The 23,393-nt window shown below is 72.4% G+C and carries 18 protein-coding genes and 2 pseudogenes; 13 read left to right on the forward strand and 7 right to left on the reverse strand.

The window, feature by feature from the left end; translation table 11 throughout:
* The first annotated feature begins 647 nt into the window (after positions 1–647).
* The 8 genes and pseudogenes from rpmH (at position 648) to BJF77_RS03060 (ending at position 7,429) form a co-directional block, all read left to right on the forward strand.
* Positions 648–785: a 50S ribosomal protein L34 gene (rpmH, locus tag BJF77_RS03025; protein WP_019181680.1), complete on the forward strand. Its 138-nt coding sequence runs from the start codon at positions 648–650 to the stop codon at positions 783–785.
* A 102-nt stretch (positions 786–887) separates the two neighbouring features.
* Positions 888–1,301, forward strand: coding sequence for a ribonuclease P protein component (gene rnpA / locus BJF77_RS03030; protein ID WP_047805090.1), 414 nt, complete (start codon positions 888–890; stop codon positions 1,299–1,301).
* A complete protein-coding gene (gene yidD, locus BJF77_RS03035) occupies positions 1,298–1,738 on the forward strand; it encodes a membrane protein insertion efficiency factor YidD (RefSeq protein ID WP_075871239.1) in 441 nt (146 codons plus the stop codon). Before rnpA ends, yidD begins: the two co-directional genes overlap by 4 nt.
* Positions 1,735–2,719, forward strand: a pseudogene (gene yidC / locus BJF77_RS22465) (membrane protein insertase YidC). Before yidD ends, yidC begins: the two are co-directional and overlap by 4 nt.
* Positions 2,720–2,802: 83 nt before the next feature.
* Positions 2,803–3,402 (forward strand): annotated as a pseudogene (locus BJF77_RS03045) (protein jag); the annotation flags it as partial.
* A gap of 7 nt (positions 3,403–3,409) precedes the next feature.
* Positions 3,410–4,081: a 16S rRNA (guanine(527)-N(7))-methyltransferase RsmG gene (rsmG, locus tag BJF77_RS03050; protein ID WP_047805094.1), complete on the forward strand. Its 672-nt coding sequence runs from the start codon at positions 3,410–3,412 to the stop codon at positions 4,079–4,081.
* 334 nt (positions 4,082–4,415) lie between these two features.
* Complete coding sequence (locus BJF77_RS03055) at positions 4,416–5,300, forward strand: ParA family protein (protein WP_075871240.1); 885 nt, start codon at positions 4,416–4,418, stop codon at positions 5,298–5,300.
* 920 nt (positions 5,301–6,220) lie between these two features.
* Positions 6,221–7,429, forward strand: coding sequence for a ParB/RepB/Spo0J family partition protein (locus BJF77_RS03060; RefSeq protein ID WP_255396115.1), 1,209 nt, complete (start codon positions 6,221–6,223; stop codon positions 7,427–7,429).
* Between the two features lie 69 nt (positions 7,430–7,498).
* On the opposite strand, the gene BJF77_RS03065 is transcribed toward BJF77_RS03060, so the two are convergent.
* The 6 genes from BJF77_RS03065 to BJF77_RS03090 all read right to left on the reverse strand — a co-directional run bounded on the left by BJF77_RS03065 (position 7,499) and on the right by BJF77_RS03090 (position 14,263).
* On the reverse strand, positions 7,499–8,665 hold the full coding sequence (locus tag BJF77_RS03065; protein WP_075871254.1) for an N-acetylmuramoyl-L-alanine amidase: 1,167 nt from the start codon (positions 8,663–8,665) through the stop codon (positions 7,499–7,501).
* A 156-nt stretch (positions 8,666–8,821) separates the two neighbouring features.
* Positions 8,822–9,157 carry a thioredoxin gene (gene trxA, locus BJF77_RS03070; RefSeq protein ID WP_047805098.1) on the reverse strand — a complete coding sequence of 112 codons (336 nt, stop codon included), beginning with the start codon at positions 9,155–9,157 and terminating at the stop codon, positions 8,822–8,824.
* A 146-nt stretch (positions 9,158–9,303) separates the two neighbouring features.
* On the reverse strand, positions 9,304–10,335 hold the full coding sequence (gene trxB, locus BJF77_RS03075) for a thioredoxin-disulfide reductase (protein WP_075871241.1): 1,032 nt from the start codon (positions 10,333–10,335) through the stop codon (positions 9,304–9,306).
* A gap of 132 nt (positions 10,336–10,467) precedes the next feature.
* A complete protein-coding gene (locus BJF77_RS03080) occupies positions 10,468–11,907 on the reverse strand; it encodes a hypothetical protein (protein WP_139318415.1) in 1,440 nt (479 codons plus the stop codon).
* A gap of 153 nt (positions 11,908–12,060) precedes the next feature.
* On the reverse strand, positions 12,061–13,683 hold the full coding sequence (gene murJ, locus BJF77_RS03085) for a murein biosynthesis integral membrane protein MurJ (RefSeq protein WP_075871243.1): 1,623 nt from the start codon (positions 13,681–13,683) through the stop codon (positions 12,061–12,063).
* A gap of 79 nt (positions 13,684–13,762) precedes the next feature.
* Positions 13,763–14,263, reverse strand: coding sequence for an NUDIX domain-containing protein (locus BJF77_RS03090; RefSeq protein ID WP_047805101.1), 501 nt, complete (start codon positions 14,261–14,263; stop codon positions 13,763–13,765).
* A gap of 190 nt (positions 14,264–14,453) precedes the next feature.
* Between BJF77_RS03090 and BJF77_RS03095 the strand changes: the two genes are divergently transcribed.
* The 5 genes from BJF77_RS03095 (at position 14,454) to BJF77_RS03115 (ending at position 20,754) form a co-directional block, all read left to right on the forward strand.
* Positions 14,454–15,878, forward strand: coding sequence for a CCA tRNA nucleotidyltransferase (locus tag BJF77_RS03095; RefSeq protein WP_075871244.1), 1,425 nt, complete (start codon positions 14,454–14,456; stop codon positions 15,876–15,878).
* Positions 15,879–16,161: 283 nt separating this feature from the next.
* On the forward strand, positions 16,162–17,385 hold the full coding sequence (locus BJF77_RS03100) for a glycosyltransferase 87 family protein (RefSeq protein ID WP_075871255.1): 1,224 nt from the start codon (positions 16,162–16,164) through the stop codon (positions 17,383–17,385).
* Positions 17,386–17,527: 142 nt separating this feature from the next.
* On the forward strand, positions 17,528–18,493 hold the full coding sequence (locus BJF77_RS03105; RefSeq protein ID WP_047805103.1) for an ABC transporter ATP-binding protein: 966 nt from the start codon (positions 17,528–17,530) through the stop codon (positions 18,491–18,493).
* Positions 18,490–19,506, forward strand: a complete 1,017-nt coding sequence (locus tag BJF77_RS03110) for an ABC transporter permease subunit (protein ID WP_047805104.1) — start codon at positions 18,490–18,492, stop codon at positions 19,504–19,506. The genes BJF77_RS03105 and BJF77_RS03110 overlap by 4 nt, the downstream gene beginning before the upstream one ends.
* A gap of 114 nt (positions 19,507–19,620) precedes the next feature.
* Positions 19,621–20,754: a hypothetical protein gene (locus BJF77_RS03115; protein WP_075871245.1), complete on the forward strand. Its 1,134-nt coding sequence runs from the start codon at positions 19,621–19,623 to the stop codon at positions 20,752–20,754.
* On the opposite strand, the gene BJF77_RS03120 is transcribed toward BJF77_RS03115, so the two are convergent.
* Positions 20,735–23,389 (reverse strand): AMP-binding protein, encoded by a 2,655-nt coding sequence (locus BJF77_RS03120; protein ID WP_083664936.1) that lies wholly within the window; start codon positions 23,387–23,389, stop codon positions 20,735–20,737. The two genes, BJF77_RS03115 and BJF77_RS03120, sit on opposite strands and share 20 nt — an antisense overlap.
* Between the last annotated feature and the right edge of the window lie 4 nt (positions 23,390–23,393).

A 23,393-nucleotide genomic window follows, 5' to 3' on the forward strand; every position in this document is an offset into this window, starting at 1 on the left:
GGCCCACTGCGCGCTGAGCGCCTGATTGTCCTGCGTGCCCACGCGTACTCCTGCTGTCGTCGGGTTGCCATCGGGATGTCGTCGGGATGACGAGGTGGTTGACGGGTCGTCCCGGCCCTGCTGCGGTGGCCTTTTCCACAGAGTTGTTCACAACGGTGGAAAAGCTGTTCGGGGGCCGACCGGGAGTGCCAGCCTAGAACATGCTCCGAAACTGTTCATAGCTGATCCGCTGGGCTCCCGGGAACTACAGACGTGTAGTTCGGCCCCCGATCCGCGCCGTTCCGCGGCCGGTGGCGCACGGGTTTTCCACAGGATGTGAGCAAGATCCGTGCACAGCTGTGGGTAGGATGTGCACTGCACAGCGCCGCCCGGCCCCGGAGGCCGTACCGGCGCCCGTCCGTCCCCTGCTCCCCCTGCCCCGCACGCCCGGGGCCGCCCGGAGGAGCCGGCGCCCAGGGGCGTCGTCGGCCGCTGATTTGACCGTCCCCGGCCCGTTGTCTAGGGTGAGGTAGTCTCTTGTGTCCCCTGTCATGCCCTTCCGCATGCTCGGACGCATCCACCAGCACTGCTGCGCCCGCCCCTTCGCCGTACCGACCCGGTGCGCCGAGGACCACGCGGCGCACACCCCGACGCCTTTGGAGTAACCAGTGAGCAAGCGGACTTTTCAGCCGAATAACCGCCGTCGCGCCAAGAAGCACGGCTTCCGCGCCCGGATGCGCACCCGTGCCGGCCGCGCCATCCTCGCCGCCCGCCGCAGCAAGGGCCGCACCGAACTCTCGGCCTGAGCCGTCCCATGTCGGCACCGGCGTCCCGGACGACCACCCCTTCCCGGGTGGCAGGATCCGTGCCGGGACCGCCGGAGCACCGGGCCCGTCAGGAGCCGGACCGTGCTGCCTGAGCAGCACCGGATCCGGACCTCGGCCCAGTTCTCGGCCACCACGCGTTCCGGCGCCCGCAACGGGCGCCGGAACGTCGTCGTATATGTGCGCCCCACCGCCGAGGACCGCCCGGCGCGCTTCGGCTTCGTCGTCTCGAAGGCGGTGGGCAACGCCGTCCGGCGCAACAAGGTGAAGCGGCGCCTGCGGGAACTCGCCCAGACCACGGTCAGGCAGGTCCCGTACGGTTGTGATGTGGTCGTCCGAGCGCTCCCGCCCGCCTCCGCCGCGGACTGGGCGGAGCTGGCCGCCGACTACGCCAAGGCCTGGCGGACGGCGTCCGCGCGCGCGGGCGTCCCCCGCGCCGCGGCCGGGACGCCTCCGGCAGAAGACCACCGACCCGGACGGGAGGAGCCAGCGTCATGAGCGAGCACGCCCATGGGCACGAGGACCTCCTCGCCGCGGCTCCCCACGAGTACGTCCGCCCGGCGTCGGCGTGGCAGGCTCTCTGGTTCCTGCCGCAGAACGCGCTCATCGCGGGCCTAAAGCTCTACCGGACCATCGTCTCCCCCCTGTACGGGGACGTCTGCCGGTACTTCCCCTCCTGCTCGGCCTACGCCCTCGAGTCCGTCACGGTGCACGGCGCCGCGCGCGGCCTCGGGCTCAGCGTCCGCAGGCTCCTGCGCTGCCACCCCTGGGCGGCCGGTGGGATCGACAGGGTCCCGGACGGCGGTCGGAGCTTTCCCGACTTCGCGTCCCTGCCCAAGATCGTCCTGCTGAACCACCCCACCCTTGCCGAGCGCCACCAGCACCACCCCGCCGGAGGCACCGGCCCCGCGGCCCAAGGAGAGCCTTCCCCATGAATCTGTTCGAACTGATCCTCTTCCCCTTCAGGTGGGTCGTCTCCGCCGTGCTGTGGGTCTTCCACGAGCTGCTGACGGCCGTCGGGATGGATCCCGCCGCGGGCATCACCTGGGTGCTGTGCATCGTGGGTCTCACCCTGGTCATGCGCACGCTGACCATCCCGCTGTTCCTCAAACAGATCAAGTCCATGCGCGGCATGCAGGAGCTGCAGCCCGAGATGGCCAAGCTGCAGGCCAAGTACAAGGGCAAGAAGGACCAGCTCTCCCGTCAGGCCATGGCCCAGGAGCAGATGGAGCTCTACAAGCAGCACGGCTCCAACCCGTTCTCCGCGTGCCTGCCCATCCTGGTGCAGATGCCGATCTTCTTCGGCCTGTTCCAGGTCCTCAACGGAGTGCCCACGTCGGCTGCGGCCGGCGAGGGCGTGCACGTGCTCAACGCCGCCACCGTGCAGTCCTTCAACGAGGCCACCTTCTTCGGCGCCCGCTCTTCTCCACCCTGCTCAACCCGGCGACGGCAACCACGTCGCCACCGTCGTCCTGGCCGTCGTGATGATCATCGCGATGTCCGCCTCGCAGTTCTTCACCCAGAAGCAGCTGACGGCCAAGAACATGAGCGAGACCGCCAAGGCCTCCCCCATGTACCGCCAGCAGCAGATGATGCTCTACCTGTTCCCGCTCGTCTTCGCGATCGGCGGCATCAACTTCCCCATCGGCGTGCTCATCTACTGGACCGTCTCCAACGTGTGGTCCATGGGCCAGCAGTGGTGGGTCATCCGCAACAACCCGACCCCCGGCTCCCAGGCCGAGCAGGAGCTCAACGAGCGCCGCGCCGCCAAGGGACTCCCCCCGTTCGGCAAGACCCGTGAGGAGCACGAGGCGGAGGTCGAGGAGCAGCGTGCCCGCGCGGCCGCGGGACAGCGTCAGCAGCCGGTCGGCAAGAAGCGGCAGCGGCAGCAGGCGAAGAAGAAACAGGCGGGATGACCGCTGCGGGTCATCCCCGCGACTTCCTCCCCGCACGGGGCCGGGATGCCCGGCCCCGTGCTTCCACGGCCACAGGAGACGACATGAGCGACATCCGGCAGACCACCCAGGACGCCGACGAGGCGCAGCCGACCCCCCACCCCGTCGAGGGCGACGCGCCGGCGGACCCCGCCGCGCAGACCGGCCAGGACCAGGACCCGGCAACGGATCCCACGCTCGATCCCCTCGAGGAGGAGGGCGAGGTCGCGGCCGACTACCTCGAGGAGCTCCTGGACACGGCGGACCTCGACGGGGACATCGACATCGAGGTCCGCGACGGCCGCACGTACCTGTCCGTCGTCGCGGAGGGCGACGACGACGAGAGCCTGTCCGTGCTCGTCGGCGAGGACGGGGAGGTCCTCGAGGCGCTGCAGGAGCTCGTGCGGCTCTCCGTCCTGTCCACGACCGGACGCCGCTCGCGGCTCGTGCTCGACATCGGGGGCTACCGCCTGCGCCGGTCCACCGCGCTGCAGGAGATGGCCCTCGCCGCCGTGCGGGAGGCCCAGGAGACCGGGGAGCGGGTGCACCTCGAACCCCTGTCCGCCTACGAGCGCAAGATCGTGCACGACGTGGTCGCGGAGCAGGGCCTGGTCAGCGAGTCCGAGGGCGAGGGGGCGGGACGGCACATCGTGGTCTCCGCCGAGCAGGCTGATGGCCGGCGACCCCCGCCCCGCCCCCGCCGCGCAGGAGCCCCCGCTGCCGGACCCCCAGGAGCGTCTGGCCGCCGAGCGGCTGTTCGGGGACCGGCTGGCACTCGCGGAGCGCTACGTCGCGCACCTGGCGTCCTCGGGAATCGTGCGCGGGCTCATCGGTCCCCGCGAGGTGCCGCGGCTCTGGAGCCGCCACGTGCTCAACTGCGCCGTGGTGGAGGAGCTCCTCCCCCAGGACGCGAGGGTGGCCGACGTCGGCTCCGGAGCGGGTCTCCCGGGGCTGTGCCTGGCGCTGGCCCGGCCCGATCTGCGGCTCACGCTGATCGAACCGCTGGAGCGCCGGGTGCAGTGGCTCGACGAGGTCGTGGCGGACCTGGGACTGACCAACGTCCGGGTGCTCCGCGCCCGGGCCGAACAGGCCAAGGACGAGGTGGGTGACGTGGACGTCGTCACGGCCCGTGCGGTCTCCGCGCTCGTGGGCCTGCTCGACATCACGCTGCCGCTGCTGCGCGGCACGGGCGAGCTCCTGGCGCTCAAGGGACGCTCCGCCGCCCAGGAGATCGACAAGGCGCAGAAGAAGCTGGCCCGCCACGGCGCCCGCTCCACCGAGGTCCTCACCGTGGGCGACGCCCTGCTCGCCGAGCCGACCACGGTGGTCCGTGTGCGGCTGTGAGCGCTCCGGCCGTCGGCGACGTGCGACGCCGGTAGGCTGGGGGTCGTGTGCCGTGGGCGTGGCGCCGTGGCCGTCCTCTCGGGGTGGTCCTCGCTCCCCCGCCCGGCGGCCGGACCCGGACGCTCCCGCAGGGAGGATGCGCCCGGAGGGAACCACATCCAGACGAACCGGGAAGGTGCGCGGTCAGATGCCGATCGACGACGGTGAGCAAAGCCCGGTGGGCTTCGGCGAGGAGTTCCCACCGGATCCGATTGATCAACCGCTCAAGGTTGTACCCGACCGCGGCACCCGTGTTTCACGTGAAACCGAGGGACAGCTGTCCAAGATGACGACGATGGCGGACGACACACCGCTGGGGAGGACGCTCGTGGAAGAGACCAGGCGACGCGCCAGGCTGAAGAAGGTCCAGCTGGAGAAGCCCGCCGCGACGCGGGTCTTCACCATCAGCAACCAGAAGGGTGGCGTGGGCAAGACGAGCACCTCGGTGAACCTCGCCGTCGCGCTGGCGCGACAGGGCCAGAACGTCCTGGTGATCGACAACGACCCGCAGGGCAACGCCTCGACCGCCCTCGGTGTGGAGCACAGCTCCGAGGTGGACAGCACCTACGACGTCCTCATCGACGAGATGCCGATCGCCGACGTGGTGAAGACCTCCGTCGAGGCCGAGAACCTGTGGGTGGTGCCCGCGACCATCGACCTCGCCGGGGCGGAGATCGAGCTGGTGTCCATGGTGGCCCGTGAGCACCGCCTGCGCCGGGCGCTTGAGGCCTACGCCAGGCAGCGGGAGGCGGACGGTCTGGAGCGGCTCGACTACGTCTTCATCGACTGCCCGCCCAGCCTGGGTCTGCTGACCCTCAACGCGTTCGTCGCGGCCACCGAGGTGCTCATCCCCATCCAGTGCGAGTACTACGCGCTGGAGGGACTGAGCCAGCTGCTGAAGAACATCGAGATGATCCAGAAGCACCTCAACCCGGAGCTCAAGGTGTCGACCATCCTGCTCACGATGTACGACGGCCGGACCAACCTGGCGTCCCAGGTGGCCGAGGAAGTGCGGACCCACTTCCCCGCCGAGGTCCTGGAGACCATGATTCCTCGCTCGGTGCGCATCTCCGAGGCGCCGAGCTACCAGCAGAGCGTCATCAGCTACGACCCCAGCTCGACCGGTGCCCTGTCCTATCTCGAGGCCGCCGCCGAGATCGCCCAGCGCACCGGCCGCTGACCGGTTCCACTTCCCAGAGCGCCCGCCTCCCCCGGAGGCGGGCGCTCTGCTGTGCGTGCACCGCGAGTCCGGAGGACCCGGCCCGAGGATTCCCGATGTTTCACGTGAAACGTCCACTGCGCGGGTTCGCTCCGCCCACTGTTGACCGCATGACGTGTGGTGGCCGACGCGGCAGGGCCTACGGTGCTCGCCGTAAGACCACGTCCTGTCGCGGAGCATGACAGCGGGCCGCCCCGCGGTCCTACGGCCATCGTCGCCGGCGCGGCCGGGGCGTGGAGCGACCGGGCGGGGACGTGGCTCCGCTAGAATTGACCGGATTGCCGCGCGAGGAGAGGAACACCGTGAGCGAACGACGACGTGGTCTGGGTCGGGGACTGGGAGCGCTCATTCCGAGCGCGCCGGCCGCAGAGGCACCGACGGAAGCGTCGGCGACGCCGGTCGGTGCCGCAGCGGCCGGGGAGGCCGAGGGGCAGCCGTCTCCTCCCCCGGCTCCTGGCACCAGCATCGCAGACGTTTCACGTGAAACGCCGGCCGTCTCGTCCTCGGAGGATGCCCGGACCAGCGGGTCTGGGGGCCGGAGTCAGAGCGCGGCCAAGTCCGCGCCGAAGCGGTCGCGCGCTGCAGCGGGCTCGCCGGCGTCCCGATCCGCGGTCACCTCCGCATCCGCCTCCGCGCAGTCCCCCGAGCCGCCACTGGCCGTCCCCGACCGGAGCGATGAGCAGGGCACCACGGAACGGGGCCCCGCTGACACGCTGTTCGCCGACGAGGCCGTGGCGCCGGAGTCCGGGTCCGACGCGAGTGAGTCGGGGGGAACCCGTACCGAGGGGAGCTCCGCGCCGACCGGCCGCACCGCAGCCGGGCCCCGCAGCCGGTCCGTGAGCCCGGCGGCGCGTCAGAAGGCCATGAAGGCCCGCGTGGACATGGGCGAGGCGCTGCGCAACACGACCCTGGTCAGCCGACCGTCCGACATGTTTTTCCTGCCCTCGAGCGCCCCGGACACGCCGGCGAACTCCGAGGCGCCGAGCTCATCACCCCAGGACAAGACGGCCGCCGGCAGCGCGACCGTCGAGGAGAACCGCGGGACCGGCACGCCCGAGGACGGATCGCCGACCCGGTCCGAGGACACCAGCGCCCCTGCAGATGGCGTTTCACGTGAAACGGAGCCGCGGACACCGGAGCGTCCTGACGCCCAGGAGTCGCCGCTGCCAGCACGGCGTGCGCCGGACGGACAGGCGGTGAGTGGTGACATGGACGGCAACGCGGATGTTTCACGTGGAACGGAGGAGCCGGTTCCAGAGCTGACCGCCGTCCCGGGCGCCACGTTCGCGGAGATCGCGGTCGACGCCATCCACCCGAACCGGAAGCAGCCGCGGCAGGTGTTCGACGAGGAGGAACTCGCCGAGCTGGCGTACTCCATCGGCGAGCTCGGCGTGCTGCAGCCGATCGTGGTGCGCCCCAGCCGGGAGGACGGCGACACGTCCTACGAGCTGGTGATGGGAGAGCGGCGCTGGCGGGCGACCCAGCGCGCCGGCCTCGGCACCATCCCGGCCATCGTCCGGGAGACCTCCGACGACGACCTGCTCCGTGACGCCCTGCTGGAGAACCTGCACCGCAGCCAGCTGAATCCCCTGGAGGAGGCCGCCGCGTACCAGCAGCTCATGGAGGAGTTCAACACGACCCAGGAGGAGCTCTCGCGCCGCATCGGGCGGTCCCGTCCGCAGATCAGCAACACGATCCGCCTGCTGCGGCTGCCGCCGCTCGTGCAGCGCCGGGTCGCGGCCGGTGTCCTCTCGTCCGGTCACGCCCGCGCCCTTCTGTCCCTGGCCGACCCCGCGGAGATGGAGCGGCTCGCGCAGCGCATCGTCGCCGAAGGGCTCTCCGTCCGGGCCACCGAGGAGGCCGTGTCGCTGAGCGAGGGGATCGAGCGGAAGACGCCGCGCGCGGCGGCGCTGGCCGGGCGGCACAAGGAGCGGCTGGACTACATCGCGGAGGCCTTCGCCGATCGGCTGGACACCAGCGTCAAGATCGCGCTCGGGGCCCGGAAGGGCAAGATGACCATCGAGTTCGCCTCGGTGGAGGACCTGAACCGGATCATCGAGGTCCTGGACCCGGGGATCGAGCGTTCCTGACGGGAACGGAGACGGCGGAGCCCCGGTGTTCACGTGAACCACCGGGGCTCCGCGCTGTGCGGGCCGGCCTCAGCGGCCGTTGAACTCCGCGACGTCGTCCAGGCGCATGGTGCCCGTGGGCACGTCGTCCTCCGCGAGCAGGAACATCCGCTGCAGGCCGAACACGACGGCTTCCGCCAGGTGGCTGCGGTGCTCGGGATCCGCGAGGGCCGCGCGGTCCGTGGCGCTGGAGAGATAACCGAGGTCCAGCCAGACCGTCGGGGCGTCATGGGTGCGCAGCAGCTCCCACTGCCGGGCGTGGCTGCCGAGATCGAGGGCGCCGGTGCGGGCCACCATCTCCTTGAGCACGAGACCGGCGGCACGCTCGCCGATGGGGGAGTAGACCTCCGAGTGGTCCTGCTCGCCCCAGTAGTACGAGGCGAGACCCGTGGCGGCGGGGGAGTCGTTCCAGTCGCAGTGCAGCGACACGACGACCGAGTCCGGACGGCCGCCGATGGCGTCGTGCACGGAGGGCACGCACCGGACGTCGTCGCCGCGACGGTCCCTGAGGGTGCGGTCCGGTGCGACGATCGCCGGCTCGGCGCCGATCTCCTGCAGCAGACCGAAGGCCAGGACGGCGACGTCGGTGGTGACCTCGTCCGAGCGCTCGGCGAAGTCCGGGGCGGCCGAGGCCGGTGGCTGCTGTCCCGCGGCGCGCGACGGCACGAGGACCACGGAACGTCCACGGAGCGCAGAGGTGGCGCGCTCCAGCCGGTGGTAGTCCCGCAGCGAGAAGGCCTTCGAGGAGGTGATGTTCTTGTTGATCCGGGCGAGGGCGGCGATGGTCTCACGGTCCACCACGCCCGTGGCGGCCACGCCGAGGCTCTGCTGCAGCTCCAGCACGGCATGGTGCGTGCCCCGGGTGAAGATCCCGTTGAGGTGCCCGTAGTAGAAACCCAACCGAGAAAGGTTGTGCTGCAGCCCCGCGACGTCGTCGCCGCGCAACGGGCGGTCCTCGTCGAGATAGAGGGAGCGGTCGCCCAGCGCGTACTGGGCCTCGTTGAGGCCGCGGTCGGTCTCGGGGCCCACCAGGCCGTCGACGATGAGGCCGCGCTCCTGCTGGAAGGCCCGCACGGCGGCGTCGACGTGGTCGTCGAAGTAGGAGGGGTCGTTCACGTCCTGCGGCGCGAGGTAGGCCACGGTGACGCCCGCCCGGAGCAGACGCTCCCGGAGGCCCACCACACGCCGGTTCGTCATGCTCCGGCGCAGCATCGGTTCGGTGTCGTCGAGTTTCACAGGTGTCCCACGGGTCGTCGGGTCGGCGTCAGTGCCAGTACAACGGCTCATCCGCCCCCTCCCGCTCGGGGGAGAGGACGGATGAGCGCGGTGCGGCCGGGATGTCGGTACGGCCGTTCAGTTCCCGGGGGTCAGGTAGTCGGCGAACTCCTTCTCGAGGGCGCTCTTCGGCTTGGCGCCGATGGCCTTCCTGACGACCTCGCCTCCCGAGAAGAGGTAGATCGCGGGGATCGAGGTGATGCCGTACTGGGACGCCACGGCAGGGTTCTCGTCGACGTTGAGCTTGACGACCTCGATCGCCTCGGCGTGCTCGGCGGCGATCGCGTCCAGGACGGGGCCGACCATGCGGCACGGGCCGCACCACTCGGCCCAGAAGTCGACGATGACGGGCTTCTCCGACTCCAGGACCTCGGTCTTGAAGTCGGCGTCGGTGACGTTCTTGGCGGCGCTCATGTTTCTCCTTGTCCGGGCGCCGGCACGCTCGGGGCGTGCTCGGCGCTCTGGGTGGAACTCGTGCGAAGGGCGGAACTGGTTCGATTATGGACCATGCCGGCCGGGGCGGCCGGAGCCGCCCGGCTCGGCTGCAGGGCCGGGGACGCTCAGCTGTGCAGCACCGAGCGGTCGTGCAGGGCGGCGAGGTAGTGCTCGGCATCGACCGCGGCCACGCACCCGGAGCCGGCGGCGGTGATCGCCTGGCGGTACGTCGCGTCCACGACGTCGCCCGCGGCGAAGACTCCGGCGAGGCTCGTGGTGGAGCTGCGCCCGTCCACCTGGATGGTGCCGTCGACGGTGAGCTCGAGCTGGTCGGCGACCAGCGCGGTGCGCGGGTCGGAGCCGATCGCGACGAACAGTCCCGTCACGGGCAGCTCCGAGGTCTCCCGGGACTCGGTGTCCTGCACGGTGACGGAGCGGACCTTCTCCTCCCCGTTGATGGCCACGACCTCGGCGTTCCACAGCACCTCGATCTTCGGGTCCTCGAAGGCGCGCTGCTGCATGATCTCGGAGGCGCGGAAGCTGTCCCGCCGGTGGATGATGGTCACCTTCGAGGCGAAGCGGGAGAGGAAGGTCGCCTCCTCGAGGGCGGAGTCCCCGCCGCCGACGACCGCGATGTGCTGCTCCTTGAAGAAGAAGCCGTCGCAGGTGGCGCACCAGCTCACACCGTGGCCGGAGAGTCGCTTCTCGTCCGGCAGACCGAGCTCCCGGTACGCGGAGCCGGTCGCGATGATCACGGCGTGCGCGCGGTGCACCGAGCCGTCCTCGAGGGTCACGGTCTTGATCTCGCCCTCGAGCTCCAGGGCCACGACGTCCTCGTAGCGGATGTCGGCGCCGAAGCGCTCGGCCTGCTGCTGCATGTTGGACATCAGTTCCGGGCCCTGGATGCCGTCGATGAAACCGGGGTAGTTCTCGACCTCGGTGGTGTTCATGAGCTCGCCGCCGGCGGTCACGGAGCCCGCGAACACGATGGGCTGGAGGTTGGCGCGTGCGGCGTAGATCGCGGCGGTGTACCCGGCGGGGCCGGAACCGACGACGATCACCTCGTGGACGACCTCGTCCTCGGGGGCGGACGTCGGCTCGCCGCCGCGCGGGGTGAGATCAAGGGCGTTGATCACGGGACCGAAGTCGGGGCTCACTGTTCTGCTGACCTTCCGTACAGGGAGCGGCCGGACGGGTCCGGCCGCGGGGACCACTGGCACAACGGGGGGCGCACGGCGGATATTCCGGTGCCGTGCCCCCCGGCCGCGGCCGCCGGGGGAGCGGGGGTGTCAGTCCAGCTGGATCTCGCCGACCCGCAGGCCGTAGGTGAACCCGGCGATGGGGTTGGTCAGCTGCGGCAGCTGGGTCCAGTTGACGATCACGTACTGGTGGCTCTCCTCCCGGGCCCCGGCGGCCAGCGGGACCGTGATCTCCGGGCCGGTGAAGGAGCCGGAGCCCACCTGCTGGGCGCCGTCCAGGGTCGGGGCGTCGTTGACGTAGACGTCGAACATGCCGCCGGACCCGGAGGACTGGCTGAGCCGCAGGCTCTCCACCGGTGCGGGCTCCGCGAGCTCGACGGCCAGGCCCACGCTGGGCGCCTGGTTGCCGAAGTTCTGGTCGGAGAAGCCGTAGCTGATCCAGTAGGTCGAGGGATTGCCGTCCACGGTCTGGCTCAGCTGGGCGTCCTGGTCGACCATGAAGTCCGCGTTGCCGGGCACGATCCGGGTCACGGCCGCGGGCTGCGGGTCCGCCTCCGGGGCCTCCGGCTCGGCCTCCGCGCTCGGCTGGGCCTGTTCCGCCCCCTCGTTTCCCCCGGCAGGGGCGCTGGCGGCCGGATCCGGGGCGGTCGCCCCGCCGAAGAGCCCGCCCAGGCGGTCGAAGCTGAACACCACGGCCCCGATCAGCAGTGCGAGCAGCACCACCACCAGCAGGAGGAGGCCCTTGCCGCCCTTCTGGGTGCGCGGAGCGGTGTCCTTGCCGCGCGGCGGCGGGCCGCCGGCCGTCTCCGGCTCGCGGTGGGGGGCCTCCTGTCGCTCGTCGTAGTAGCTGTCGTAGCGGTTGTCGCCGTCGTAGCCGGGATCGATGTCGGTGCCGGCGGTGCGGCCGGCCACGGCGGCGGTGCCGCTCGCGGCCGCCCGGTCGAAGAGCGTGGAGCGGGTCGAGGTGGCGCTGACCCGCACCGGCCGGCCGAGGCGGGTGCGCACCGAGGGCGCGGGCGCGGCGTCGTCGTACGAGTCGTCGTCCCGCCACCGGGTGACCTTGGGCTCGGGGGCCGCGGCGCCGAGGTCGTCGGAGGGCTCGGTGGCGACCACCGGGGTCGGGCTGGTGGGGTCCGGCTCGTCGTAGACGTACGAGGCGCTGCCGGTGCCGCGCGGTGCGCCGAAGATGTCGTCGCTGAGGGACTCGTCCTCGATCTCGTCGGGCTCCACGAGCAGGGAGTCCAGCATGTCCGCGGCCGGGGTGTGCGAGGTGACGAGGTAGGTGTGGTCCTCCGCCTGCCCCAGGTCGAGGATCTGGAACGGGGCGCCGATGCTGCCGTTGGCCATCGAGCGCGCGTTCTCCACCAGCAGGGAGGTGTGCCGCTCCGCGGGCAGCAGGATCGAGACGCGGCGGCCCAGGATCTGGTCCTGGCCCTCGAGCACGTGGTCGCCCTCGGCGGTGGCCAGCACATCGGTGATCACTTTGTAGCGGCCGCCGAGGACGGAACCGAGCTTCATCGGTGCGGGCACGTTGGCTCCCTGGGGGTCGGGAATTCGCGGAGGGGCCGGAATTCGCGGGTGGGGGTGGCCGGCGGGGCAGAAGGGGTGTTCCTGACCCACGTCACCGACCACTCAGCACTTTACCGGTCCCGGCGGCCCGCGGCGGAGAGCCGTGTCACACGGTCAGCGGCCGAGCCGGGCGAGGACCGGGCGCACGAGGCTGTCGAGCTCCCGGACGCGGCAGAGCCGCAGGGCGCCCAGATAGGCGGTCCCCATGACGGTCCCGCCCACGGCCACGGTCGCGATCGCGGTCAGCTGGTTGGTCCAGGGGAAGCCGTCCGGGTCGTAGCCGCCGAGCAGGAACAGGACCACGGCACCCACCACGCCGGCGAGCAGGGACGCCACGAGGATCCGGGCGTGGGAGTCCATGATGCGGGCGAGGTCGTAGTCCCCGATCCGGCGGACCAGGACGAGGTGGTAGACGAGCGTGCTCAGGATGTTCTGGGCGGCGTAGCACGCGGCGACCGCGAAGATGATGTGGTCCGGGGCGATGAACCACCAGATCAGCAGGGCGGACAGCACCGTGAAGAGCGCCACCCCGACCTGCACCAGGAACGGGGTGCGGGCGTCCTCCTGCGCGTAGAAGGCCCGGCCGAGCATGAAGGAGATGGACATGAAGGGCGCGCCGATCGCGATCACCGTGATCACCTGGCCGATCACGGCTCCGGCGGAGGGCACACCGCCGCTGAAGAGCATGCCGAGGGGTCCCGCGAAGACGATGAGGGCGACGGTGGCGAAGACCGTGGCCACGCCCGTGATCCGCAGGCTCGAGGACAGGGACGCCACCATGCCGGCCCGGTCCCCGTCCGTGGAGGCGGCGGCCATCCGGTTGAACAGCACCGTGGCGATGGACAGCCCGATCACCCCGTGCGGCAGGGAGTACAGCATCGAGGCCTGGTTGAGCGCCGCGACGCCCGCGATCTGCTGCGGCGGGTCCATGGCGAGGTACTCCGGGCGGTAGCCGGTGGGGATCGCGGCGACCTTGGTGAGGGCCAGGAACGCCAGATTGGCGATGATCCCCGTGGCCAGGGTCCAGCCGGCCAGCCGCGCGGCGGTGGAGAGCCCGATGCCGCGCCAGCCGAAGCGGGGGCGCAGCCGCAGTCCCAGCCGGCCCAGCGGCCAGAAGAGCACGAGGGCCTGGGTGGCGACGCCCACGGTCGCCATGACCGCCAGCCAGAACGTCTTGGCCGGTGTCCAGTCGTCCAGGGAGTGCTCCGTCTGGGCGTACGTCCCGAACTGCTGGATGAACACGAGCAGCGCCGCGATGGCCACCACGTTGTTGACCACCGGCGCCCACATGTACCAGCCGAAGGCGCCGCGGGCGTTGAGCACCTGACCCACCACGGTGTAGAGGCCGTAGAAGAAGATCTGCGGGAACGTGAACAGCGCGAACGTCAGTCCGAGCGAGAGCTGCGCCTCGGTCCAGTCGGTGCCCATGGTCCGCACGATGGGTCCCGCCAGGGCCACCACGACCGCCGTCACCCCCAGCAGCGCGAGCACGGCCAGGGTGAGCAGGCGGGAGATGTAGTCGGCCCCGCCGTCGTCGGCGGTCCGGGAGGCCTTGATGATCTGGGGCACCAGGACGGCGTTGAAGATCCCGCCGGCCACGAGGACGTAGATCAGGTTCGGCAGCGTGTTCGCCAGCTCGAAGACGTCGGAGACGGTCGTGACCGAGCCGATGGCCACCGTGATGAGCACGATCTTGACGAACCCCAGCGCGCGGGAGACGAGCGTGCCGGAGGCCATGATGGCGCTGGAGGCCGCACCCGAGCGCCGGACCGGGGCGGGTGGCGCGTCCTGGCGCTCGCCGGGGGAGCGCTCCGTCTCAGAGCTGGTGGATGATGTATTCACGGGCGATGTCGGCGATGCGCCGCTCGTTGGGGAAGGACAGCTTCCGGCCGAGGTCGTCGATGTCCACCCACGCGACGTCCACGGCCTCGTGGTCGGGGTCGTTGTCCGTGGTGAGGTGCCCGCCGGTGGCGCGCAGCAGGAAGTGGTGCACCGTCTTGTGCACGCGGTGCCCGGAGACCGTGAACCAGTAGTCGATGCTGCCCAGTGGGCTCAGCACCTGCCCGGCGATGCCGGTCTCCTCCTCGATCTCGCGGATCGCGGCTTCCTCGTTCGTCTCCTCGCCCTCGGGGTGGCCCTTGGGCAGGCACCACTCGAGGCGTCCGCCCCGGTTGATCCGGGCGATGATGGCCACCGGGTGGGAGGGTGTGGCGAGGTCGACGACGATCCCCCCGGCGGAGACTTCCTCGACCGTGGGCAGCGCGGCGGCCGGCGCGGTGGGCCGCTTCTTCGGTGCGCTGGGGACGGGGAAAGCCATGTCTCCTACCTTGCCACAATCCCCCCGGCTCCCGCCCGAGCGCCGGAGGGTCCGTACGGAGGCCCTCGACGCGCCGGGGCACCCGTCCATGATCGGGTCCGGGAACGGGGCCGCAGGCGGGTCCGCGAACCGGTTCCCGGACCGCCCGAGGGCCCTGTCCGGACGGGCCGGCGGTCCCGGGTCTGGAACAATGGGCGGCACCATGACGCAGCTCCCCGACATCGACGCGATCCATCCCGCCGCCCTCGACCTGGGGCGGCGGTTCGCCGACGCCGGCCACGAGCTCTCGCTCGTGGGCGGGCCCGTGCGCGACCTCTTCCTGGGCCGGCCCGCCCTGGACCTGGACTTCACGACCGACGCCACGCCCGACCAGACCCTCGGCGTGGTCGCGGGCTGGGCCGACGCGGTGTGGGAGATCGGCCGGGACTTCGGGACCATCGGGATGCGCCGGGGCGACGTGCAGCTGGAGGTGACCACCTACCGGGCCGAGGCGTACGACGCGGAGTCCCGCAAACCGCAGGTGGCCTTCGGCACCTCCCTCGAGGACGACCTGTTCCGCCGCGACTTCACGATCAACGCGATGGCGCTGCGCCTGCCCGGGCTCGAGCTCGTCGACCCGCACGGCGGGGTCAAGGACCTGCACGCCCGGGTGCTGCGCACACCCGGCGCCCCGGAGGACTCGTTCTCGGACGACCCCCTGCGGATGATGCGCGCCGCCCGCTTCGCCTCCCAGCTCGACGTCCAGGTGGCCCCGGAGGTGCGCGAGGCCATGACGGACATGGCGGAGCGGATCGCGATCGTCTCGGCCGAGCGCGTCCGGGACGAGCTCGTCAAGCTGATCTGCGGGCGCCGGCCCCGGCAGGGGATCGATCTCCTCGTGGGGACGGGGCTCGCCGCGGTGGTGCTGCCCGAGGTGCCCGCCCTGCAGCTCGAGCGGGACGAGCACCACCGGCACAAGGACGTCTACCAGCACTCCCTCACGGTCCTCGAGCAGGCCGCGGAGCTGGAGTCCGGCCCGGACGGTCCCGTGCCCGCGCCCGACTTCGCCCTGCGCTTCGCGGCCCTCATGCACGACGTCGGCAAGCCCGCGACCCGCCGCTTCGGGGCCGACGGTGCGGTGAGCTTCCGCCACCACGAGGTGGTGGGTGCCAAGCTCACCGCGAAGCGGATGCGCGCGCTGCGCTTCGACAACGACACGATCCGCACCGTGAGCCGGCTGGTGGAGCTGCACATGCGCTTCTACGGCTACGGGGACGCCGGCTGGACCGACTCGGCCGTGCGCCGATACGTCCGGGACGCGGGGGAGTGCCTCGAGCGGCTGCACCGGCTGACGCGGGCGGACGTGACCTCCCGGAACCGGCGGAAGGTGGCGCGGCTGTCCGCGGCCTACGACGACCTGGAGCGGCGCATCGCCGAGCTCTCCGCGCGGGAGGAGCTCGACGCGGTGCGCCCCGAGCTGGACGGCCAGCAGATCATGGCGGTGCTCGGCGTCCCCCCGGGCCCCGTGGTCGGGCGGGCCTACCGGTTCCTGCTGGACCTGCGTCTCGACGAGGGGGAGCTGGGCCCCGAGGAAGCGGAGCGGCGGCTGCGGGCCTGGGCGGCGGACACCCTGTGAGCACCCGGGTGGAGTCCGTCCCGGACACCCCCCGCACCGCCCCGGACCCGGGGCGGCACTCCGCGCCGCCGGAGCACCCGGTGCCGCAGACGGGCGCCGTCGGCGTCCTGCCGTCCGCCGCCGCGACGACGAACCGGTTTCATGCTCCTCGAGGCATATATCGCGGACTTCATGTCCTGCTCGCGGCGGGCGCCCGGGGCGGCATCGCCCTGCACCCGGTGGCGACGGCCTCTCCGGCAGCCCGGGTCACGGCGGACGCGCTGCGCGGACGGCGGTGCACCGGATGAGCCGGCTGGGCGGGCGCCTCGGCGGCCACGGGCTGCAGCTGGCGGGCCTGTGCCTCTACACGGTCATGGTGGCCTACCTGCTGCGGCTGCCCTGCCGGGTGCCCGGTGGGGCGGCCGCCGAGCAGCTTCCCGCGCTGTGCGCCACCGAGATGACCCCGGCGGCCACGGCCGGGACGCTGGACGGGTTCTTCACGGGAGGCCCCGCCGGGGACCAACCCGCGCTGGTCGGGATGATCACCACGGTGCTCGGGTGGGTCGCGGCCCGGCTCTCCGCACTGCTCGGCACGGACGTGGGCGGCGGGGTGTTCGCGAACCTGTCCGTGGTGCTGCTGGCCCTCCTGTGGCTGACCACGGTCGCCGTGGTCTCCGGGCTCTCCGGCCGCCGCCGGGCCGACGCCTTCGTCCTGGCCCTGGCCCCGGTGGCGGCGCTGGTGGGCTTCACCACGTGGGACCTGTGGGCGGTGCTGCTCATGGTCCTGGCGCTGCTCCTCCACGTGCGCGGCCGCCCGGGACCGGCCGGGGTGTTCCTCGGCCTGGGGGCGTCCGTGGCGCTGTTCCCCCTGGTGGTCCTGCTGGCCGTGCTGTTCCTCGCCGCCCGGTACCGCCAGTTCCGGGACTTCGCGGTGGTCCTGGCCGGGACCCTGGCCGCCTGGCTGCTGGTCAACGGCCCGTTCATGATCGCGGCGTGGGAGCAGTGGCTCGGCCGGTTCCGGGCGGCGGCCGACCGCCCGGTGGCAGGCTCCTCCCTGTGGAGCGTCTGGGGCCGGGCGGACGCCGTGCCCGGGGCGGCGGAGACCGGGCAGCACGTGCTCCTGGCCCTCGTGCTCGGCTGCGCGGCGGTGCTGGTGCTCACGCTGCTCACCCGCCAGGAGCCCAGCGTCGTCCAGGTCGCCTTCCTGCTGCTCACCGTGCTCGTGCTCACCGGCCCGGGCTACTCCCTGGTCCAGGCCCTGTGGCTCGCCCCGCTGGTGGTGCTCAGCCGGCGCAACTGGATCGAGTTCGCGGCCTGGCAGCTCGTCGAGGTGCTGTGGTGGACCACGCTGGTGCTGCCGGAGGCGGCGTGGCCGGTCCTGCCGTGGACCGGGCGCACGGGCTGGGACGCCCAGGACCTGCTGGCGGCCGTGCGGGTGCTGTTCCTGGTCTGGTTCCTGGTCGTGGTGGCCGTCGACGTCCTGCGCGGACGCCGGGCGATGCAGATCGGCGTTCCCGAGGCGGAGTGAACGCCGTCGCCTCCTCCGCCGGAAGAGGGAGACCGGGCCCGCGGAGGACCGCGGAGCTCATCCTTCCGAGGGTGCCGGACGGTGTCCCGGGTCCCGTACGTTGAGGGTGGACCGCAATGACGAGTGCTCGGGAGGAGCGCCGGTGATCGAGATCGAGAACCTGACGAAGACCTACGGTGGCAAGACGGCGGTGGACGACGTCAGCTTCACCGTCCGTCCGGGCCGGGTCACCGGGTTCCTGGGGCCCAACGGGGCGGGCAAGTCGACCACCATGCGCCTGCTGGTGGGCCTGGAGTCCGCCACCAGCGGGCACGCCCGCGTCAACGGCCGCCCGTACGCCGAGCACCGCGCCCCGCTCTCGGAGGTCGGCGTGCTCCTGGACGCCAAGGCCGTCCACCCCCGGCGCACCGCCCGGGCCCACCTGTCCGCGCTCGCCGCGACCCACGGCATCCCGCGCTCCCGCGTCCAGGAGGTGGTGGACCTCACCGGGCTCGGCGCCGCGGCGGACAAGCGGGTGGGCGGCTTCTCCCTGGGCATGGGCCAGCGGCTGGGCATCGCCGCGGCCCTGATCGGCGACCCGCACACCGTGGTCCTCGACGAGCCCGTCAACGGCCTCGACCCCGAGGGCGTCGTGTGGGTGCGCCACCTCGCCAGGTACCTCGCCTCGGAGGGCCGCACGGTCTTCCTCTCCTCCCACCTGATGTCGGAGATGGCCCAGACGGCCGACCACCTCGTGGTGATCGGCCGCGGACGGATCCTCGCCGACGCGCCCATCGAGGAGCTCCTGGCGGGGGAGCGCGCCCGCACCCGCGTGCGCACGACCGACCGGGAGGCCCTGCGCCGGGCCCTGCGGGAGGAGCACGCCGAGATCACGGAGTTCGACGACGACGGGGCCCTGGTCACCGGGCCCGCGCCGCGGCGGATCGCCGAGGCCGCGCTGTCCGCGGGGGTGCTGCTGTACGAGCTCACCCCGCAGACCGAGACCCTCGAGGACGTCTACATGGCCATGACGCAGGACGAGGTCGAGTACCGCTCCGGCGGCGCCCCCGTCGAGACCACCCGGGCGCCCTGGGCGGGCCCCGCCGCACGAACCGGAGACCGAGCATGAGCACCAGCACCTCGACCGCACCCCGTCCGGAGACCACCGGCACCGGCCCCACCGGGCACGCCGGCCCCGCGTTCGACGCCCGCCTGGGCTTCGGCCGGGTCCTGCGCTCGGAGTGGATCAAGTTCCGCTCCCTGCGCTCCCACTGGATCCTGCTCGCCGTCGCCCTCCTGCTGGCCCTGGGCTTCGGGGCGCTGAGCGCCTGGAGCACCACCTCCCTGCAGGACATCAACCAGCAGGCCGCGCAGGAGCAGGTCGACGCCACGCTCGACGGGCGCAGCCCCGAGGAGATCGGCCTCACGGAGGAGGAGGTCCAGCAGCAGCGGGACGCGTTCGTCGCGGAGTCCGACCAGCAGATCGCCGAGCAGTCCGGCGTCGCCCTGCCGGAGGGAATGGGCTTCAGCGAGTACCTGGCCATGACCAGCGCCAACGGCGGCCTGCAGCTGGTCATGCTGCTCCTGGGGGCGCTGGCCGTGCTGTTCATCGGCTCCGAGTACTCCACCGGCGCCGTCCGCACCACCATGACGGCCGTGCCGCGGCGCACCCCGGTGATGCTCGCCAAGACGGTGGTGCTCTCCGTGGTCGCGTTCCTCTTCGGAGTGCTCAGCGCGTTCCTGTGCCACCTGCTGGTCCAGCCGATCCTCGCCGGCGGGGACCTGGGCTACGACGTGTGGCAGGAGGCGATCCTGCTCAACATCCTCGCCGTGGGCCTGTTCTACATGATCACGGCGTGGCTGGGCTTCGGACTGGGGGCCCTGCTGAAGTCCACCACGTGGGGGATCGTGGTCCTCGTGGTGCTGCTGCTGGTCCTGGAGTTCGTCCTCTTCGCCCTGTCCTTCGAGTGGCTCGAGGACGCCAAGCCCTACTCCCCCGGGGCGGCGAGCACCCAGCTGACCACGGTGTACCAGCCCTCGGACGCCGTGCTCAACCACGTGGAGTCCGGTCTGGTCTACGGCGCCTGGGGCCTGCTCCTCGTGCTCGCCGGGATCCTCGTGACCAAGAAACGCGCGCTGTAGGGCTCCTCCTGCCGCTGCCGCGGCGCCCGATCTACGATGTGAGCCGGTGGGCCGCAGCGCGGCCCGGAGCACCGGCGCGCGCCGGACGAGCTGGCGTCGGACGGGGAGGCAGCGGTGGCGGTGCCACGGGAACGGGAGCCCGGCGCGGTCCTCACCGCCGAGGACGCCCACGGGCTGCGCCGGACGCTGCTCACCTGGCTGGCGGCGGTCGTGGTCCTGGTCACCGGGCTGAGCTCGGCGTTCAACTGGTTCTTCGTCGACCGCGCCCCCCAGGACCCCGTGCACACCTGGCTGGGCGGCCTCGAGGACGGGCGCTCGCGGCAGCTGTTGTCCCGGGCGGAGGCCGTGGTCGCGGATCCCACCCTCAACATCTTCGCCAACCGGGTCTACCGCAACGCGGCCGGGCGGATCAGCGGCCACGAGGTGCTGCGCGCGGACGTGCAGGACGACCACGCCGAGATCCGGGTGCGCGTGTGGTGGGACGACCCCGAGGGCGGGGACCGCGTCCGGGAGGAGGTGCACACCTACGGCGTGCACCGGGTGGAGCGCAGCGGTCCCTTCAACGACCACTGGGAGCTGGACTCCCCGGACGTGGCGCCCCTGGCCGTCCACCTCCCGGCACCCCTGGACGAGATCTCCGTCAACGGGGAGAGCATCCGCCCGGACCCGGACGAGCGCGTGCCGGACCCCACCGGCCCGGGAGGCGCGTGGCGCTTCGAGGCCCTGCCCGGGGACTACGCGATCGGGCTGCCCGGCAACTCCTACTACCAGGTGCCCGTGCCCCTGCCCCCGGTGCGGATGGCCTTCCGCGATCCGCGCCCGGCGTCCGTGGACCTGCGGATCGAGCCGTCCCCGCGGATGTGGCAGGAGACCGAGGAACGGATCACCCAGTGGCTGCGCACCTGCATGGCCTCGGAGGAGCTCGCTCCGGAGGGCTGCCCGAGCTCGGCGCGCCACACCGGCCCGGAGGAGTCCCCGGACACCGCCGCGGGTCTTCCCGACGGGGGCGGGGCGGGGGACCCGGGCATCACCGACGTCCGCTGGCGGCTCGTCTCCCGGCCCGCCCTGGTGCTGGTCGGCTCGCCGGAGGACCCGCTGCGCTGGGTCGCGGACCCGTACCGGCCCGCCGAGGCGCGGCTGAGCTACCTGGAGGACGGTGAGCCGGTCACGGAGCGCGTGGAGTTCCCGGTGCTCGCCAGTGTGCGCTCCACCGGGCAGAGCGCCGAGATCAGCGTGGGCCTGGACTAGCCACGGGGCCCGACCAGGTCCGGTGTGCCCGCCCGGGCCCGCCGGCGGCGCCCGGCCCGCCTCCGGCGCCGGGTGCCTGACCCCCGAGTGCCTGATCCCCGAGTGCCTGGCCCCCGAACGCCTTGCCCCGCCGCATCCCGCCGCGGAGCATCCGGCTGCGGAGCACCCGTTCGGCCAGGAGCCAGTAGGCCACGCCCGCGGCGAGCGAGGCGACCACGGCCAGGACCGGGTGCACCGGCAGCAGCACGGGATAGACCAGCCAGTGCGTCAGGTAGATGTACAGGGACGCCGCGGCCAGCCGGCCGGTCAGGCGCCGCAGCCCCGCCGGCACGGGCAGGGTCGGCGCCCACAGGAGCAGGAGGATGCCCACGGCGAGCGTGCCCTCCCGCAGCGCGCTGTCGAAGTAGCCCGGGATGCTCAGCACCGTGAGAGCCGACACCAGGCACCGCTGCAGCGGGGTCCGGGCCCGGGCGGCCGCCCAGCCCAGGGCGAAGATCCAGAACACCGGGGCCGGTTTGGGCAGCCCGGGGTCCACCACGTCGTAGCGGCTGAGCAGCCCCAGGCCGAGCAGGAGCAGCGGGAAGACGAACGGGAGACGTCGCTCGGCCCGGTCGGCCCAGGGCAGCGCCATGAGGGCCGTGACGGCCACGAGGACGTAGACCAGCATCTCGACGAACCAGAAGTGCCACTGGCTCGTCAGCTCCTGCGGGCCCACGATCCCGTTGAGCAGCACCACGTTGGCCAGGGTGTAGTCGTCGGTGAGCAGGTGGGCCACGGCGATGAAGGCCACGGAGGGGACCACGATGCGGCCCAGGCTGCGCGCGTGGCGCCGCAGGCGGGGCAGGCGCCGACCGGTGAGCTGGAACCGCGCGAAGTTGTAGCCGGCCACCGCGAACAGCAGGTGGGCGGTCTGGAACGTGAACAGCTCCACGTGGGTGCAGACGATGCACACGATCGCGACCGCCCGGAGGACGATGCCGGTCTCCAGGAACGACACCAGGCGCCGCCGGGGCCGGGCCGCCCGGGGGACCAGGTCCCGGACGGGCGTGACGTGCCAGTCCGGAGGCAGGTGCCCGAGGGCCTGCTCCAGCCGGACCGAGGCCGCCACGTAGGACAGCGAGTCGCCCTCGAGGGAGACGAACGTGTCGTCGTCGCCGACGTCGGGGCGGTCCAGCACCTCCGCGAAGATCCGCTTGACGTCCTGCGGTCCCTGCGCCGCGCTCTCCGCGGGCGGGGCAGGAACGTTCCGGGGGGCGGCGAGCGCGGCGACGGCCGGGTAGTCCACCTTGCCGGTGGCCAGGCGGGGCAGCTGTTCCACGGCGTGCACCGCGACGGCGGTGCGGGGCAGGCCCACGCTCTGGGCGAGGACCTTGCCCAGCAGCCGCGGTTCGTGCGCGCCCTCGACTGCGACCACGAGGCCTTCGTCCGAGCCCGGGGCCGAGCCGGCGGCCGCCGCCGTCACGCCGAGCTCGGCGAGGGTGCGCTCGACCTGCCCGAGGTCCACGCGCAGGCCCACGATCTTCACGAAGCGGCTGCGCCGCCCCACGACCTCGTACAGCCCGTCGGGGTGCCGGCGGGCCAGGTCGCCGGTGCGCAGCTCCTCGACGGTGCGCCCGGCGGCGAGGTCGGACGGGTGTTCGGCGTAGCCGAGCATGACGTTGGGGCCGGTGTAGACGAGCTCGCCGTCGGCCAGGCCCTCCACGGGGTCGATCCGGAAGGCCCCGCCGGGCACGGGGACGCCGATGCACCCGGGACGCTCGGTCGCCAGGCCCGGGGGCAGATAGGCCATCCGGGCGGTGGCCTCCGTGGCCCCGTACATGACGAACAGGTCCCAGCCGCGGCGCCGGCCGAGCTCGGCGTAGTGGCGGACCTTCTCGGGCGCCAGCCGCCCGCCGGCCTGGGTGACGCAGCGCAGCCGGGGCAGGTCCATCTCGGCGAAGCCCACGCGCTCGAGCAGCTCGAAGGTGTAGGGCACCGCGGCGAAGGACGTCGCCCCGTGCTCGCGGAACAGCTCCCAGAAGCAGGGGTCGACCACGGACAGGTCCGTCAGCACGAGCCCGGCCCCGCGCAGCAGGTGGCTGTTGATCACCGACAGCCCGTAGCAGTAGGACATCGGGAGCGTGGTCGCGGCGCGGTCGCCGGGCCCGATGGCCAGGTACTCGGCGATCGCCTCGGCGTTGGCGGCCAGGTTCTCGTGCGAGAGGCGCACGAGCTTCGGGGAGCCGGTCGAGCCGGAGGTGCTCAGCAGCAGCGCCAGGTCGGGGTGCAGGTCGTGACAGGTGCCGGGGCGCCGTTCCTCCACCACGAGGGAGCCGTCCCCGGACCGGAGCACGACGTCGGGGTCGTAGGCGGCCACGAGGGAGGCCAGGGCCTCCGGCTTGTCGGCCGGGACCAGCAGCAGCGGGTGGCCCGCGCTGAGGGCGGCGAGATAGGCGACGAGGGAGTCGAGGTCGTTGGCCGCGGCCAGGACCGCCAGCCGGCGTCCACCGCCCAGGCGGGCGGCAACGGCGTCGACGCGCTCGGCCAGCTCGCGGTAGTTCAGCGTCCCGTCGCGGGTGAGGACGGCAGGACGGTCCCCGTGCCGGGCGAGCCCGGCCACGAAGGGGATGCGGGCCAGATCCGGTTGCGTGGTCACGGCG

It is taken from the genome of Kocuria sp. CNJ-770 (assembly GCF_001942375.1).
GTDB lineage: Bacteria > Actinomycetota > Actinomycetes > Actinomycetales > Micrococcaceae > Kocuria > Kocuria oceani.